Raw genomic sequence first — 14,997 nt, 5'->3', positions numbered from 1 at the left:
GATGGGCGCGGGACACGCACACCGGCTCTACCGGCACGGGCACTCCCCCGTGCACGGTCTGCCGCCGCACACCAAGCTCGCCGCGGCCTTCGCCTTCGTGGTCGTCGTGGTGTCGACCCCGCGCGAGGCGATGTGGGCCTTCGGCCTGTACGCCGCCTTGCTGGCGGCGGTGGCCCGCGCGGCCCGCGTCCCGGCCGCCTTCCTGCTCAAGCGGCTGCTGATCGAGGTGCCGTTCGTCGCGTTCGCGGTGCTGATGCCGTTCGTGGCCGAGGGCGAGCGGGTCGACGTCCTCGGCATGTCGCTGAGCGTGGGCGGCCTGTGGGGCGCCTGGAACGTCCTGGCCAAGGGCACCCTGGGCGTCGCCGCCTCCGTCCTGCTCGCCTCCACCACCGAGCTGCGCGAACTGCTGCTCGGCCTGCAACGGCTGAAGCTGCCGCCGCTGCTGGTGCAGATCGCGTCCTTCATGATCCGCTACGGGGACGTCATCACCGACGAGATGCGGCGGATGCGGATCGCCCGCCAGTCGCGGGGCTTCGAGGCGAAGGGCGTCCGGCACTGGGGCGTGCTCGCCAAGTCCGCCGGGGCCCTGTTCATCCGCTCCTACGAGCGCGGCGAGCGCGTCCACCTGGCCATGGTCAGCCGCGGGTACTCCGGTTCGATGCCGGTCATCGACGAGGTGAGCGCGTCCCGGGCGCAGTGGTCGTCCGCACTGGCCCTCCCGTGTGCGGCGCTCGTCGTCTGTCTGCTGGGATGGATGCTGTGACAGCTTCTCTGGAGGTCTCCGGCCTCGCCTTCGCCTACCCCGACGGGCACCAGGCCCTCTTCGGCGTGGACTTCTCCGTCGCCCGCGGCGAGCGGGTCGCGCTGCTCGGTCCGAACGGCGCCGGGAAGACGACCCTGGTGCTCCACCTCAACGGCATCCTGTCCGGCGGCACCGGCACGGTCACCGTCGCCGGGCTGCCCGTGGACAAGCGGAACACGGCGGAGATCCGGCGCCGGGTCGGCATCGTCTTCCAGGACCCCGACGACCAGCTCTTCATGCCCACCGTGCGCGAGGACGTGGCCTTCGGACCGGCGGCGGCCGGGCTGAAGGGGGCCGAGCTGGAGGCGCGCGTGGACCGGGCGCTCGGCCTGGTCGGCATGGCCGCGTTCAAGGACCGGCCCCCGCACCACCTCTCCTTCGGCCAGCGGCGCCGGGTGGCGGTCGCGACCGTGCTCGCCATGGAGCCGGAGATCCTGGTCCTGGACGAGCCGTCCTCCAACCTGGACCCCGCCTCCCGCCGCGAGCTCGCCGACATCCTGCGCTCCCTCGACGTCACCGTCCTGATGGTCACCCACGACCTGCCCTACGCCCTGGAGCTGTGTCCCCGCTCCCTGGTCCTCAGCGACGGCGTGATCGCGGCGGACGGCCCGACCGCCGACCTGCTCTCCGACGACGCGCTGATGCGCGCCCACCGCCTGGAACTGCCCTTCGGCTTCGACCCGCGGTCGGTGACGACGCGTACGTGAGGAATCGCAGGCGGACGGCGGGTGTTGCACCCACCGTCGCAGGCGACGGGCCGGGGCATCGGGAAGGGACGTAGGGCAAGTGGACGCGAGCGTGGACGTGCACGGCACGGTGGCCGAGGGCTTCGAGCCGGTCAGGGACGCGTTCGCGCGGAACTTCGCGGCGCTCGGGGACCGGGGCGCGGCGGTCGCCGTCTACCGGGACGGGCGCAGGGTCGTCGACCTGTGGGGCGGCACGCGCGACGTCGACGGCACCGAGCCGTGGCGCCGGGGCACCGCCCAGGTCGTGCGCTCGGCGACGAAGGGCGTCGCCGCCGCCGTGCCGCTGCTGCTGCACCAGCGCGGGGAACTGGACCTGGACGCGCCGGTGGGCGAGTACTGGCCGGAGTTCAAGGCGCACGGCAAGGAACGCGTGCTGGTCCGGCACGTGCTGAACCACCGGGCCGGGCTGCCGGTCCTGGACCGTCCGCTCACCCCCGAGGAGGCCCTCGACCCGCTGCGGGGCCCCGAGGCCGTCGCCGCCCAGGCGCCCGTCTGGGAGCCGGGCACCGACCACGGCTACCACGCGCTGACCTACGGCTGGCTGCTCGACGAGCTGGTGCGCAGGGTGACGGGCGGGCGGAGCGCGGGCGAGTGGATCGCCGACGAGATCGCCGGCCCGCTCGGCCTGGACCTGTGGCTCGGCCTGCCCGCCGGGGAGGAGAGCGCGGGCCGCGCCGGCCGGGTCGGCCGCGTCGAGGGCCCCGAGCCCTCCGGCGGGCTGCGCCTGCGCCCCAAGCGCTCCGTCACCGAGGCCTACCAGGACCCGGACTCGCTCACCCGCCGCGCCTTCGCCGCGATCACGCCGTTCCCCGACCAGAACGACCCGGCGTACCGGGCGTCGGCGCTCCCGGCGACCAACGGCATCGCCACGGCCGACGCCCTGGCCCGCTTCTACGCGGCGCTGATCGGCGAGGTCGACGGCGTGACGCGGCGCGTACGGCTGTTCGACCCGGCGACGGCGGAACGGGCCCGCGCCGAGGAGTCGGCGGGCCCGGACCGCGTCCTGGTCGTGAACACCCGCTTCGGCCTCGGCTACATGCTGCACGGCAGCGCGTCCCCGTTGCTGTCCCCCGGTTCCTTCGGCCACCCCGGCCGCGGCGGCGCCCTCGGCTTCGCCGACCCGGGGGCGGGGATCGGCTTCGGCTACGTCACCAACGGCTTCCGCGGGTCCGTGACGGCCGATCCGCGGGCCCAGGCCCTGGTGCGGGCGGTGCGGGCGTCGCTCGACGCGGGCTGAGGCCCGGCGGCGGACACGGCGCACCGGCCCGCACGCGTCCCGCTAGACGTGGATCGGGTGGGAGATCCTCCCCGACGCCTCGTCGATCTCGCCGTGCGCCTTGGTCAGCAGCTGCATCGCGAGCTCGTTCAGCGCCCGCGCACCGGCGACCTCCTCCCCGACCCGTGGCTGCTGGGGGTCCACCCGGTGACGGCTGGCGTGGCCGTGCGCCCGTATCTCCGTGCCGTCGGGCAGCCGCACCATCGCGACCGCGCGCGTGTGCTGGTCGTCCTCCATGAACTCCAGCTCGACGTGCCATCCCACAGCGGTGTGCATCATGACGATCACCTCCGGAACTCCTGTTTCCAGGGTGCTCCTCGTCGTCGCCGCACGCACTATCCGGCCTGCACTGTCCGGTGTGCAGCATCAGCCCGATCCCGACGACCAGGAGCCCCGCCGCCGCGATCCGGGGCGCGCCGAACCGCTCCTTGAAGAAGAGGGCGCCGATGGCCGCGCCGACCAGGATGGAGGACTCGCGCAGCGCGGCGACCGGGGCGAGTTCGGCGCGGGTCTGCGCCCACAGGACGAGTGCGTAGGCGGCCACGGAGAGCACGGCGCCGAACAGCCCGAGACCGGCCCGCGGCCGCAGCAGCGCCCAGGCCCGGGTGCGGTGACGGTACAGGAAGTACGCCGGGACGGCCGTCCCCTGCACCGCCATCAGCCAGGCGGTGTACCCGAGGGAGGACCCGGAGGCGCGCACGCCCAGCCCGTCCACGACGGTGTACGCCGCGATGGTCACCCCGGTCGCCAGGGCCGCGCCGATCGCCGCCCGGTCGGACCGGCGTCCGCGCAGGCCCCACAGGGCGACGCCGCTCAGCCCCGCGCAGGACAGCACGATCCCGGCGGCCGCCCACCCGTCGGGCACCTCGTGCGCGAAGACGGCCGCCAGCACGGTGACCAGCAGCGGCGCGCTGCCCCGGGCGATCGGGTAGGCCTGCCCGAAGTCGCCCAGCCGGAAGGAGCGCATCAGCAGGGCGTAGTAGGCGATGTGGATCGCGGCGGAGGCGAGGAGGTACGGCCACGCCCCGGCGGCCGGGAACGCCGTGAACGGCAGCAGCGCGGACCCGATGAGCATCCCGCCGCCCGAGATCAGGGCGAAGCCGGTGAGCTTGTCGGTGATCCGGTGGGCGATGGCGTTCCAGCCGGCGTGGGTGACCGCGGCGAGCAGGACGGCGGCGGTGACCAGCGGGGTCACGCCGAGGGCTCGCGCACGTCCACCAGGGTGGCGCCGGCGGTGGCGACGAGCTCCTTGGGCTCCATGGGGAAGACGCTGTACGGCGTGCCGGCGGCGGCCCAGACGACCTCGTGCGCGAGCAGGGACCGGTCGGCCAGCACCCGGGTCCGCTCGCGGTGCCCGAAGGGCGGCACGCCGCCGATGGCGTACCCGGTGGTCTCCCGCACGACGTCGGCCCTGGCCCGCGTGACCTTCTCGACGCCGAGCTCCTCACGGACCCGCTCCACGTCGACGCGGGAGGCTCCGTCCATGAGGACCAGCACGGGCACCCCGTCCGCGGCGAAGATCAGCGACTTGCAGATCTGGCTCAGCTCGCACCCGATCGCCGCGGCGGCCTCGGCCGCGGTCCGCGTGGCCTCCGGGAACCGCCGCACCTCCCCGACCAGCGCGTCGAGCCCGAGCCCGCGCAGGGCTTCGGCGAAACGGGGGTGGACGTCGGGGGTGCTGCCGGTCGTCGTCATGACCGGCACGGTAGCGGTACGCGCAGCCCGCACGCGACCGGGTTCGGGGGCCCGCGCACAGCGAGGCCGGTGAGGGCCGCCCCGTCCCCCGGGGCCCTCACCGGCCGGTCCGCTGTCAGGCGGGGTGGATCAGGTGCGCGCCGGCACCCGGTCCTCGTCGGGGTCGGTGTGCCTGCCGTCGTCGGCCGTGCGCAGGCCCTCGCCCTCGACGTCCACGTTGGGCAGGGCGCGGTCCAGCCACCTCGGCAGCCACCAGGCCTTCTTGCCGAGCAGGGCGAGGACGGCCGGGACGATGGCCATGCGGACGACGAACGCGTCGAAGAAGACGGCGATCGCCAGGCCGAAGCCGATCATCTTGACCATGGACTCGCTGGAGCCGATGAAGCCCGCGAAGACCGCCATCATGATCACCGCGGCCGCCGTGACGACGCGCGCGCCGTGCTTGAAGCCGGTGACGACCGCCTGGTTCGGCTTCTCGCCGTGGACGTACGCCTCCCGCATGCGGGTGACCAGGAAGACCTCGTAGTCCATCGCCAGGCCGAAGACCACGCCGACCATGAAGATCGGCATCATCGACATGACCGGGCCGGTCTCCTCGACGCCCATCAGGCCGGACAGCCAGCCCCACTGGAAGACCGCGACGACCGCGCCGAGCGCCGCCATGACGGAGAGCAGGAAGCCGAGGGCCGCCTTCAGCGGGACCAGGATCGAGCGGAAGACCACGATCAGGAGGAGGAAGGCCAGGCCGACGACCAGGACCAGGTAGGGCAGCAGCGCGTCGTTGAGCTTCTGGCTGACGTCGATGTTCATCGCCGTCGAGCCGGTGACCAGGGTCTCCGCGCCGGTGTCCGCCTCGATGTCGCCGCCCGCGTCGCGGATGGCGTGCACCAGGTCCTCGGTCTGCACGGAGGACGGCTTGGAGTCCGGGATCACGGTGATCGTCGCGGTGTCGCCGGCCTTGTTGGGCGCGGGCGGGGTCACCGCCACGACGCCGTCCAGGTCCTTGATCCCGTCGGAGACGGCGGTGAACGCGTCCTTCGGGGCGTCGCTGCCCTTCGCGTCCACCACGACCATCAGCGGCCCGTTGAAGCCGGCGCCGAAGCCCTCCGACAGCAGGTCGTAGGCCCGGCGCTGCGTCGTGGACGTCGGCTGGGAGCCGTCGTCGGGCAGGCCCAGTTCGAGGGAGGCCGCGGGGATCGCGGCGGCACCGAGGCCGAGGACGCCGAGCAGGAGCACGGCGACGGGGCGGCGGACGACGAAGCTCGCCCAGCGGGTGCCCATGTTGGCCCTGGCCGGCTCGCCGGCCTCGTTCTTCCGCGCGGCGCGGGCGCCGCCCAGCAGCTTGCTCTTCTCACCGGCCGGCTTGACCCTGCGGCCCGCGTAGCCGAGCAGCGCGGGGACCATCGTGAGGGCGATCAGGACCGCGATGGCGACCGTGCCGGCCGCCGCGACGCCCATCTTGGTCAGCATCGGGATGTTGACGACCGCCAGGCCCACCAGGGCGATGACCACGGTGAGGCCGGCGAAGACCACGGCGGAGCCCGCGGTGCCGACGGCTCGGCCGGCCGCCTCCTCGCGCTCGCGGCCCTCGGCGAGTTCCGCGCGGTAGCGGGAGACGATGAACAGGGCGTAGTCGATGCCGACCGCGAGGCCGATCATCATCGCCAGGATCGAGGTCGTGGAGCCCAGCTCCAGCGCGCTCGCCAGCGCGGTGATCGTCGAGACGCCGATGCCGACGCCGATCAGCGCGGTGAGCAGCGGCAGCCCCGCCGCGACCAGCGAGCCGAAGGTGATGACGAGGACGACGGCCGCGACCGCGATGCCGATGACCTCCGTGGCGCCGGTCTCCGGGACGGCCTGGAGCGCGTCACCGCCGATCTCGACGGTCAGTCCGGCGTCGCGCGCCTGCTGCGCGGCGTCCTCCAGGGCGTCCTTGGTGGACTCCTCCAGCTCCATGCCGGAGACGTCGTAGCGCACCGAGGCGTAGGCGATCGCGCCGTCCTTGCTGACGGCGTTGCCCTGGTAGGGGTCGGCGACGGAGGCGACCTCGGAGCCGTCCGCCAGTTCGTGGACGGTCTTCTCGACGGTCGCCCTGTGGCCGGCGTCCGTCATCTTCTCGCCGGCCGGCGCCTTGAAGACGACCCGTGCGGTCGCCCCGTCGGCGCTCTGGCCCGGGAAGCGCTGTTCGAGCAGGTCGAAGGCCTTCTGGGCCTCGGTGCCCGGGATGGAGAAGGACGAGTTGCCGGCGGGCGGGGCGCTGGCCGCGCCGACACCGGCGAGCGTCAGCAGCGCCACCCATATCAGGGCGACGAAGTGCCGTCGCCGGAAGGCGAGCCGGCCGATTCTGTAGAGGAATGTGGCCACGAGGGCGTACTCCCGGTCAGGTCGTGGGTCTTCAGGGCAGGGACGATCAGCCCGACGACGTGAGCGGTGACGTCAGGTGGGGCTCGAACGAGGCGCAGGCGGGGGGCCTGGCCGGGGACGTGTCAGGAAGCGGGGACGCCGAGAGCGGGGAGGATCACGGCGTCGATGTAGGAGACGAGGAAGGCCCGGGTCGGCGGCTGGTCGTCGAGCAGCGTGCGGGTGGCGAAGCCGCCGACCAGCATGTGCACGAGGAAGTCCAGCGCCGGACAGTCCGGTCTGACCTCGCCCCGGTCGACCGCGCGTTGCAGCAGCCGCCGGAACTCCGCCATCTCCGGTTCGATGAGCTGTTCCCGGAACGCCTGGCGCAGGTCCGGATTCTGGTGGAGCGCCATGGCCACACCCCGCATCAGCGCGGAGTTCTGCTCCATGGTGCAGTCGTCCTCGCGGGCCATCAGGGCGTGCAGGTCACCGCGGAGGGTGCCGGTGTCGATCTCGCCGATCCTGCCGGGCTTGCCGTGCCGCATGGCCTTGACCACCAGCTCGGGCTTGCCGCCCCACTGGCGGTAGAGCGTCGCCTTGCTGGACCGGGTGCGGGCGGCGACGGCGTCCATGGTCAGGGCGTCGTAGCCGACTTCCCGGAGCAGGTCGAGCACGGCGCCGTACAGCTCGGCCTCGCGTTCGGGAGTGATCCGACTGCGGCGCGCGGTGGCGGCCCCGGTCATCTCGCCCTCCCCCTCTCCGTTCAGAACGACACGGTCTCGTACATGAGGAATGTACCCCGGTCCCCTATCGAAACGAAACGGTTTCGTTCGTGTTGTGGGTCACGGTTGTCAGCTCCCCATAAGTTGCCGGTGCCCCGCCCGCGGCAAAGCATGGGATGGGTGAGTTATCTGCGCCTTCCCCACCTCAGTGGCGACCGGCTGTGCTTCGTGGCCGAGGACGACCTCTGGCTCGCCGGCCTCGACGGCCCGGGCCGCGCCTGGCGGCTCACCGTCGACCGCACCAAGGCGGGTCACCCGCGCTTCTCCCCGGACGGCCGCCACATCGCCTACACCAGCTGGCGCACCCTGGTGCCGGAGGTCCACCTCGTGCCGGTCGACGGCGGACCCGGGCGCCGGCTCACCCACTGGGGCGGCTTCGACACCCGCGTCTGCGGCTGGACGCCGCCCGACCCCGACGGCGGCAGCGCCGTCCTCGCCGTCGCCTCCCACGGCGAGCCCTTCTCCCACCTGACCTGGGCCCACAAGATCTCCCTCGACGGCGACCCCGGCCGCAAGCTGCCCTGGGGCCCGGTCGCCGACATCCAGGTGGCCGACCTGGACGGCGAGCGCAGGTCGCTCCTGCTCACCGGCACCCCGCCGCACGAACCCGCCGCCTGGAAGCGCTACCGGGGCGGCGCCACCGGCCGGCTGTGGCTGCACGGGCAGCGCCTGCTCGCGGACCTGGACGGGCACCTCGACTCCCCCATGTTCGCCGGCGGCCGGATCGCGTTCCTCTCCGACCACGAGGGCGTCGGCAACCTCTACTCGTGCGCCCACGACGGCTCCGACCTGCGCCGCCACACCGACCACGACGCCTTCTACGCCCGTCACGCCTCCAGCGACGGCACGCGCGTGGTGTACCAGTGCGCGGGCGACCTGTGGATCGTCGACGACCTCTCGCCCGGCTCGGTGCCGCGCCGTCTCGACGTCCGGCTGAGCGGGCCGCGCGCGGGACGGCGCACGTACCAGGTGCCCGCCGCCCAGAACGTGGGCGGCCTCTCCGTCGACGAGACGGGCCGCGCGAGCGCCGTCGTCGTGCGCGGCAGCCTGTACTGGCTCACCCACCGCGACGGCCCGGCGCGCGCCCTCGCCGACACCCCGGGCGTACGGGTCCGGCTCCCCGAGATGCTGGGGGCGAGCGGACGGATCGCCTACGTGACGGACGCGGACGGCGAGGACGCCGTCGAGATCTCCCACCTGCCGCGGGCGACGGGCGGCCGAGCCCCCCGGCGGCCGGTCTCCGGCGGGCTCGGCCGGGTGCTGGAGCTGGTCTCGGACCCGGCGGGCGGGCGCCTCGCCGTCGCCTCGCACGACGGGCGGCTGCTGCTGCTGGACGTGCCGGGGGAGACGGAGGCCGCCGAGGCGCCGGAGGCGGCCGGCGAGGACACCGGCGCCGGCGGCGCGGACCTCCCGGAGGGCACCGCCGGCGGCGCCGTCACCGAGTTGGTCCGGTCGGTCAACGGCCCCGTCCGCGACCTCGCCTTCTCCCCGGACGGCGCGTGGCTGACGTGGTCCCACCCCGGGATCGGGCGCTCGTTGCGGCAGATCAGGATGGCCCGCATCGACGGACCGGACGGGCCGGTCGTCGTCGACGTGACCAACGGCCGCTTCGAGGACGAGAACCCGGTGTTCACCAGCGACGGCCGATATCTCGCGTTCCTGTCCTGGCGCGGCTTCGACCCGGTGTACGACGTGCACACCGGGGACCTGTCCTTCCCGCTGGGCTGCCGCCCCTACCTGGTGCCGCTGTCGTCGGCGACCCCCTCCCCCTTCGCGCTGAACCCGGAGGGCCGCCCGGCCGCCGGCGGTCTGGACCCGCTGGAGGACGAGGCCGGCGAGGGCGGACCGGTGACCGTGGAGGCGGAGGGGCTGGAGGCGCGGGTGACGCCGTTCCCGGTGGCCGCCTCCAAGTACTCGGCGCTGCACCCGGTGGCGGGCGGCGGCCTGGTCTGGCTGCGCTGGCCGATCTCGGGCGCGCTCGGCGAGACCTTCGCCAACCCGGACGACCCGAGCGAACGCCCCACCCTGGAGCACTTCAACCTCGCCAAGGCGAAGAAGTCCGAACTGGTCGGACACCTGGACTGGTTCCGGGTCAGCGGAGACGGCACCCGGCTGGTCGTGCTCGACGAGGGCGACCTGCGCGCCGTACCGGCGACCGAGGCGGGCGACGGGGACTCCACCACCTGGATCGACCTGCGCCGCATCCTGCACGAGGTCGACCCGGCCGCCGAGTGGCGCCAGGCGTACGACGAGGCGGGCCGCCTGATCCGCGCCTACTTCTGGGACCCCGGCATGTGCGGCATCGACTGGGACGCGGTGCTGGCGCAGTACCGCCCGCTGGTGGAACGGGTCGCCTCCCCGGACGAGTTCGCCGACCTGCTGCGCGAGGTCCTCGGCGAGCTGGGCACCTCGCACGCCTACGTCGCCGCCGCCCGGCGCAACGAGGGCCCGGCGCACTACCAGCGCTGGCAGGGCCTGCTCGGCGCCAACTTCGCGTGCCGGGACGGCCGCTGGGTCGTCAAGCGGATCCTGCCCGGCGACTCCTCCGACTCCAAGGCCCGCTCGCCGCTGGCCGGCACGGGCATCCGCGAGGGCGCCGTCCTCACCCACGTCGACGGCCGCCCGGTCGACCCGGTGGCGGGACCCTCCCCGCTGCTCGCCGGCGCGGGCGGGACGACCATGGAGCTCACCTTCTCCCCGGCCGGGGGCGGGCCGGGCCCCGCCCGCCGGGTCGCCGTCGTCCCGCTGATCGACGAGCGCCCGCTGCGCTATCAGGACTGGGTGACCAAACGCCGCGAGGTGGTGCGGGAGTTGAGCGGCGGGCGCTGCGGCTACCTGCACATCCCGGACATGGGCGGCTCCGGCTGGGCGCAGTTCAACCGCGACCTGCGCATGGAGGTGTCGCGGCCCGCGCTGATCGTGGACGTGCGCGGCAACGCGGGCGGGCACATCAGCGAACTGGTCATCGAGAAGCTGACGCGCACGATCCTGGGCTGGGACCTGACGCGCGACGCCCAGCCGGTGTCCTACACCTCCAACGCCCCGCGCGGACCGGTGGTCGCGGTCGCCGACGAGGCGACGTCCTCCGACGGCGACATGATCACGGCCGCCTTCAGGCTGCTGCGGCTCGGCCCGGTGGTCGGCCAGCGCACCTGGGGCGGAGTGGTCGGCATGACCGGCCGGCACCGCCTGGGCGACGGCACGGTGATCACGGTGCCGATGAACGCGGCCTGGTTCGACGCCTACGGCTGGTCCGTGGAGAACCACGGCGTCGCCCCCGACGTGGAGGCGCTGCGCACCCCGCTGGACTGGGCCGAGGGCCGCTACCCGGTGCTGGACGAGGCGGTGCGGCTCGCGCTGGAGCTGCTGGAGGCCAACCCGCCCGCGACGCCGCCCGGTTACGACGACGTGCCGGACCGCTCCCGGCCGCCGCTGCCGCCCCGGGGGTGACGCCCCGTCCCGGCGCACGGGAAAGGCGCCCTCCGTGCGGCGGAGGGCGCCTCCTCGACTCGGCTCGGCGCGTCAGGCGTCGTAGCTCTCCTCGAAGCGCTCGTCCGCGTCCCGGCGGCGCGAGGACGGGTCCATCTCGTCCTCGTCACGACGGCGGTCGCGGTTGTGCATCTGGTCCCTGCCCTGCTCGGCGCGCTGCTTGCCCTGCTCGGCGCGCTGCTTGCCCTGCTCGGCGCGCTGCTTGCCCTGCTGCTGCATGCGCTCGGCCTTGTCCTGGAACTGGTCCTTGATACCCATGTGGGCTCACTCCTGTGGTCTTTCGGGCCGGCCGGATCGGCCGGGCCCGATCAGATTCACACGGGCGATGACCCTGCGCATGTCGATCAGTGACGTTCCGTAGCCACGGTCGTCCGGTGCTGTTCGTCGGCCGCTCCGCCCGCCCCGACCAGTCCCGTGCGCATGCCGTCCAGCCGGTCCGCGAAGCGCCGCATCTCGCGCTGGCCGACGGTGCCGATGACGGCCGGCAGGTACCCGCGCACGCCCTGCATGCCGCGCAGCCACCACTGCCCGTAGACGTGGCTCGACCGGCGTTCGATGCCCTCCACGAGCCGGTCCACCGCCGGGCCCAGCGGATACGTCTTGTTCGACGGCCACGGCAGCCGCTGCCGCAACTCCCGCATGACGTCGTCCTGGTCGGCGCCGCGCACCATGTCGGTGTCGGTCCAGGACAGGTAGCCGACGCCGACCTTCACGCCCCGGTGGCCGACCTCGGCGCGCAGGCTGTGCGCGTACGCCTCCACACCGGACTTGGAAGCGCAGTAGGCGGTCATCATCGGCGCGGGCGTGATGGCGGCCAGGGACGCGATCTGGAGCAGGTAGCCGCGGCTCTCCGTCAGCGCCGGCAGGAAGGCGCGGGCCGTCACCGCCGAGCCGATCAGGTTGACCTCGATGACCCGCCGCCAGGACTCCGGGTCGGAGTCGGCGAACGGACCGCCGGTGGCGACACCCGCGTTGGCGACGACGACGTCGATCCGGCCGAACCGTTCCTTCACCTGGGCCGCCACCTTCGCCATCGCCTCGTGGTCGGTGACGTCGGCGTACCAGTGGTCGCTCTCGCTGTGCAGTCGGGCCGAGACCTGCTTGAGCGCGTCCGGCTCCAGACCGACCAGGGCGACCTTCACCCCGCGGGCGGACAGCTTGCGGGCCAGCAGCTCCCCGACGCCCCGCGCGGCTCCCGTGACGACAGCGACGCGTCCTTCCAGGCTCACCCTGCTCATGCGCTCTCCTCGGCGTGTACGGCGTCCGGCTGCGCGGACGCGGCGGATATGTGGGCGGCGGCCAGCGCGCGTATCTTCCCGGTGACCAGGTCCGGCGCCTCGACGGGCGTCATGTGGCCGACCCCCGAAAGCTCCGTCAGGCCCACGGAGCGGGGCAGCGCGGCGGCCAGCGCGCGGGCGTGCACGGGCGGGGTCAGCCGGTCGGCGGTGCCGACGATCACCTCGACCGGCATCGTCAACTCCCCTACGCCGCGGTCGAGGTCGAGCCGGTCGAGCACCTGCGACCAGGCGTGACGCGCTCCGCGCGGGCAGGCGTGCACGATGCGGGCGCAGGCCTCGACCATGTGCGGGGCCGAACCCGGTCCCATCGTCCCGTACTTGAGGATCCTGAGCGCCAGGGGCGTGACCGGTCCGAGCGGCGCCCGGGAACCGAGGATCCGCCGGGTCAGCCAGGTGCGCACCCGGCCCTCCCGCAGCGGCAGCAGCGTCGCGGACGCCACCAGCCGCGAACTGCCCGTGCTGCACAGCAGGACGGCCGCGGCGTGCTCGCGCACCGCCGGCCGCGCGGCGGCGGCCAGGACCGTCATCCCGCCCATGGAGTGCCCGGCGATCACGGCCCTCTCCCCCGGTGCGAGCGTCGCCTCCAGCACGGCCTCGAGGTCGTCGGCGAGGGCGTCGGTGCCGCACACCCGGTTCGCCGGACTGCGGCCGTGGCCGCGCTGGTCGTAGGCGATGACCCGGTGGTCGGCGGACAGGGCGCGGATCTGCGCCGCCCAGAAGGCGGTCGAGCAGGTCCAGCCGTGGGACAGGACAACCGCGGGCGCGTCGTCGGGACCGTGCACCTCGACGTGCAGCCGGGCCCCGTCGGCGGAGGCGACGGTCAGCACCCGGGCGGGCACGGGCGGGGCGTAGGGCCCGGCGGCGACGTGTGCGAGGCGGCTCACGCGCCCACCTCCGCGCTCTTTGGCGCGGGCGCCCTCCGGGCGGCCGGGGCGCGCAGCACCTCGTACTCGGCGAGGTCCACACGCCGCGTCGCACGCCGGAACTCGGTGGTCGTGCCGGGCCAGACGGTGGTGTTGCGGCCGCTCGGGTCCAGGTACCAGCTGGTGCAGCCGCCGGTGTTCCACACGGTGCGCTTCATGCGCTCCTGTACCCGGTGGTTCCACCCCCGCACGGCGGTGGAGCGGGCGTCCAGGGCGACCTTGCCGCCGAGGACGTTCAACTGGCGCAGGTAGTCGACCATGTAGTTCAGCTGGGACTCGATCATGAGGATCATGGACGAGTTCCCGAGACCGGTGTTGGGCCCGATGATCGTCATGAAGTTGGGGAAGCCGGCCGCCGAGGCGCCGCGCAGGGCCTCCATGCCGCCCTTCCACGCCTCGGCGAGGGTCCGCCCGTCCGCGCCCACGACCCGCTCGGCGATGGGCATGTCGGTGACGTGGAAGCCGGTGCCGAAGATGATCGCGTCGGCCTCGGCCTCGCTGCCGTCGACGCCGACCAGGGTGCTGCCGCGGACCTCGGCGAGACCGCTCGCGATCACGTCCACGTTGGGCCGGGCGAGCGCCGGGTAGTAGGTGTTCGACAGCAGGATCCGCTTGCAGCCGATGCGGTAGTCGGGGGTGAGCTTGGCGCGCAGGGCCGGGTCCTTGATCGCGGCGGCCATGTTGCGCTTGGCGATCTTCTCGATGAAGCCCAGCTCGTTCGGGTGCTTGGTGAAGGCCTGCACCTGGAGCTCCCGGATGCCCCACAGCAGGCCGCGGCGCAGCTTGGTGGTGACCGGCAGCGCCCGGTGCAGGGCACGTTCGGCGCCGCTGATCGGCCGGTCCATGCGGGGCATCACCCAGGCCGGGGTGCGCTGGAAGAGGGTGAGGCGGCCGACCTTCGGCTGGACGGACGGCACGATCTGGATGGCGGAGGCGCCGGTGCCGATCATGGCGACCCGCTTGCCGGTGAGGTCGTAGTCGTGGTCCCAGCGGGCCGAGTGGAAGACCTTGCCGGGGAAGGTGTCGAGGCCGGGGACGTCCGGGACCTTGGGGTCGGACAGCGGGCCGGTCGCGGAGACGACGACGTCGGCGGTGAGGGTGCCGCTCGCGGTCTCGATCTCCCACCGCAGGCTGTCGCCGTCCCACGCCATCCGCTTCACCTCCGAGCCGAAGCGGAGGTGGGGGCGCAGCCCGAAGGTGTCGGCCACGTGCTCCAGGTACGCCCGGATGTGCCGCTGTCCCGAGAAGGTGCGCGGCCACTCCGGGTTGGGCGCGAAGGAGAACGAGTACAGATGGGACGGCACGTCACAGGCGCACCCCGGGTAGCTGTTGTCCCGCCAGGTGCCGCCGACGCTGTCGGACCTCTCGAGGACGACGAAGTCGGTGATCCCCTCGCGGCGCAGCCGCACCGCGGCGCCCAGCCCGCCGAACCCGGACCCGACCACCGCCACCCGCACGTGTTCTCGAACCTGCTCGTGCTCGGCCATCCCGAAGCCTCCACGCATCGCCTAGAACTCCGCCAGTGAACACTGGCGCAATGGGGAGCGTAGAACAGCTCCGTACCGATGGGTAGGGGGCGCGACAAGGAAAGTTACCGCCGGTACGGCATAGGCTTCCGCCGTGGCAGGAGACGCTGGAGACGC

The 14,997-nt window shown here is 73.6% G+C and carries 12 protein-coding genes and 1 pseudogene; 4 read left to right on the top strand and 9 right to left on the bottom strand.

Annotation, left to right across the window (positions count from 1 at the left end; translation table 11 throughout):
• The first annotated feature begins 1 nt into the window (after nucleotide 1).
• The 3 genes from cbiQ to ACZ4V6_RS26200 all read left to right on the top strand — a co-directional run bounded on the left by cbiQ (nucleotide 2) and on the right by ACZ4V6_RS26200 (nucleotide 2,785).
• Nucleotides 2-763, top strand: coding sequence for a cobalt ECF transporter T component CbiQ (gene cbiQ / locus ACZ4V6_RS26210; RefSeq protein ID WP_467831892.1), 762 nt, complete (start codon nucleotides 2-4; stop codon nucleotides 761-763).
• Nucleotides 751-1,509, top strand: coding sequence for an energy-coupling factor ABC transporter ATP-binding protein (locus ACZ4V6_RS26205; RefSeq protein WP_467831889.1), 759 nt, complete (start codon nucleotides 751-753; stop codon nucleotides 1,507-1,509). Before cbiQ ends, ACZ4V6_RS26205 begins: the two co-directional genes overlap by 13 nt.
• A gap of 91 nt (nucleotides 1,510-1,600) precedes the next feature.
• A complete protein-coding gene (locus tag ACZ4V6_RS26200) occupies nucleotides 1,601-2,785 on the top strand; it encodes a serine hydrolase domain-containing protein (protein WP_467832023.1) in 1,185 nt (394 codons plus the stop codon).
• Between the two features lie 42 nt (nucleotides 2,786-2,827).
• Here the strand turns inward: ACZ4V6_RS26200 and ACZ4V6_RS26195 are convergent, their stop codons facing one another.
• The 5 genes and pseudogenes from ACZ4V6_RS26195 to ACZ4V6_RS26175 all read right to left on the bottom strand — a co-directional run bounded on the left by ACZ4V6_RS26195 (nucleotide 2,828) and on the right by ACZ4V6_RS26175 (nucleotide 7,605).
• A complete protein-coding gene (locus tag ACZ4V6_RS26195; RefSeq protein WP_467831887.1) occupies nucleotides 2,828-3,103 on the bottom strand; it encodes a DUF1876 domain-containing protein in 276 nt (91 codons plus the stop codon).
• Between the two features lie 73 nt (nucleotides 3,104-3,176).
• Nucleotides 3,177-4,019 (bottom strand): annotated as a pseudogene (locus ACZ4V6_RS26190) (EamA family transporter); the annotation flags it as partial.
• Nucleotides 4,016-4,519 carry a YbaK/EbsC family protein gene (locus ACZ4V6_RS26185; RefSeq protein WP_467831884.1) on the bottom strand — a complete coding sequence of 168 codons (504 nt, stop codon included), beginning with the start codon at nucleotides 4,517-4,519 and terminating at the stop codon, nucleotides 4,016-4,018. The pseudogene ACZ4V6_RS26190 and the gene ACZ4V6_RS26185, both read right to left, overlap by 4 nt.
• A 129-nt stretch (nucleotides 4,520-4,648) precedes the next feature.
• Nucleotides 4,649-6,883 carry an MMPL family transporter gene (locus ACZ4V6_RS26180; RefSeq protein ID WP_467831881.1) on the bottom strand — a complete coding sequence of 745 codons (2,235 nt, stop codon included), beginning with the start codon at nucleotides 6,881-6,883 and terminating at the stop codon, nucleotides 4,649-4,651.
• Between the two features lie 122 nt (nucleotides 6,884-7,005).
• Nucleotides 7,006-7,605 (bottom strand): TetR/AcrR family transcriptional regulator, encoded by a 600-nt coding sequence (locus tag ACZ4V6_RS26175; protein ID WP_467831879.1) that lies wholly within the window; start codon nucleotides 7,603-7,605, stop codon nucleotides 7,006-7,008.
• A gap of 150 nt (nucleotides 7,606-7,755) precedes the next feature.
• On the opposite strand from ACZ4V6_RS26175, the gene ACZ4V6_RS26170 reads away from it, so the two are divergent.
• Nucleotides 7,756-11,094: a S41 family peptidase gene (locus tag ACZ4V6_RS26170; RefSeq protein ID WP_467831877.1), complete on the top strand. Its 3,339-nt coding sequence runs from the start codon at nucleotides 7,756-7,758 to the stop codon at nucleotides 11,092-11,094.
• Nucleotides 11,095-11,166: 72 nt separating this feature from the next.
• Here the strand turns inward: ACZ4V6_RS26170 and ACZ4V6_RS26165 are convergent, their stop codons facing one another.
• From ACZ4V6_RS26165 to ACZ4V6_RS26150, 4 genes are all read right to left on the bottom strand, one after another.
• On the bottom strand, nucleotides 11,167-11,391 hold the full coding sequence (locus ACZ4V6_RS26165; RefSeq protein ID WP_467831874.1) for a hypothetical protein: 225 nt from the start codon (nucleotides 11,389-11,391) through the stop codon (nucleotides 11,167-11,169).
• A gap of 86 nt (nucleotides 11,392-11,477) precedes the next feature.
• Nucleotides 11,478-12,371, bottom strand: coding sequence for an SDR family oxidoreductase (locus tag ACZ4V6_RS26160; RefSeq protein ID WP_467831871.1), 894 nt, complete (start codon nucleotides 12,369-12,371; stop codon nucleotides 11,478-11,480).
• Complete coding sequence (locus tag ACZ4V6_RS26155; protein ID WP_467831868.1) at nucleotides 12,368-13,315, bottom strand: alpha/beta fold hydrolase; 948 nt, start codon at nucleotides 13,313-13,315, stop codon at nucleotides 12,368-12,370. The genes ACZ4V6_RS26160 and ACZ4V6_RS26155 overlap by 4 nt, the downstream gene beginning before the upstream one ends.
• On the bottom strand, nucleotides 13,312-14,841 hold the full coding sequence (locus ACZ4V6_RS26150) for a flavin-containing monooxygenase (RefSeq protein WP_467831866.1): 1,530 nt from the start codon (nucleotides 14,839-14,841) through the stop codon (nucleotides 13,312-13,314). Before ACZ4V6_RS26150 ends, ACZ4V6_RS26155 begins: the two co-directional genes overlap by 4 nt.
• Nucleotides 14,842-14,997: the final 156 nt, after the last annotated feature.

The organism is Streptomyces sp. NPDC029152, assembly GCF_055564355.1.
Note: the sequence above shows the minus strand (reverse complement) of the source record. Positions and strands in the feature narration are given on the sequence as shown.

What these genes read in the sequence shown, in the direction of transcription:
- cbiQ (WP_467831892.1), top strand. Translation starts at nt 2, where the DNA reads ATGGGCGCGGGACACGCACACCGGCTCTACCGGCACGGGCACTCCCCC.
- ACZ4V6_RS26205 (WP_467831889.1), top strand. Translation starts at nt 751, where the DNA reads ATGGATGCTGTGACAGCTTCTCTGGAGGTCTCCGGCCTCGCCTTCGCC.
- ACZ4V6_RS26195 (WP_467831887.1), bottom strand. Translation starts at nt 3,103, where the DNA reads ATGATGCACACCGCTGTGGGATGGCACGTCGAGCTGGAGTTCATGGAG.
- ACZ4V6_RS26185 (WP_467831884.1), bottom strand. Translation starts at nt 4,519, where the DNA reads ATGACGACGACCGGCAGCACCCCCGACGTCCACCCCCGTTTCGCCGAA.
- ACZ4V6_RS26175 (WP_467831879.1), bottom strand. Translation starts at nt 7,605, where the DNA reads ATGACCGGGGCCGCCACCGCGCGCCGCAGTCGGATCACTCCCGAACGC.
- ACZ4V6_RS26170 (WP_467831877.1), top strand. Translation starts at nt 7,756, where the DNA reads ATGGGATGGGTGAGTTATCTGCGCCTTCCCCACCTCAGTGGCGACCGG.
- ACZ4V6_RS26165 (WP_467831874.1), bottom strand. Translation starts at nt 11,391, where the DNA reads ATGGGTATCAAGGACCAGTTCCAGGACAAGGCCGAGCGCATGCAGCAG.
- ACZ4V6_RS26160 (WP_467831871.1), bottom strand. Translation starts at nt 12,371, where the DNA reads ATGAGCAGGGTGAGCCTGGAAGGACGCGTCGCTGTCGTCACGGGAGCC.
- ACZ4V6_RS26150 (WP_467831866.1), bottom strand. Translation starts at nt 14,841, where the DNA reads ATGGCCGAGCACGAGCAGGTTCGAGAACACGTGCGGGTGGCGGTGGTC.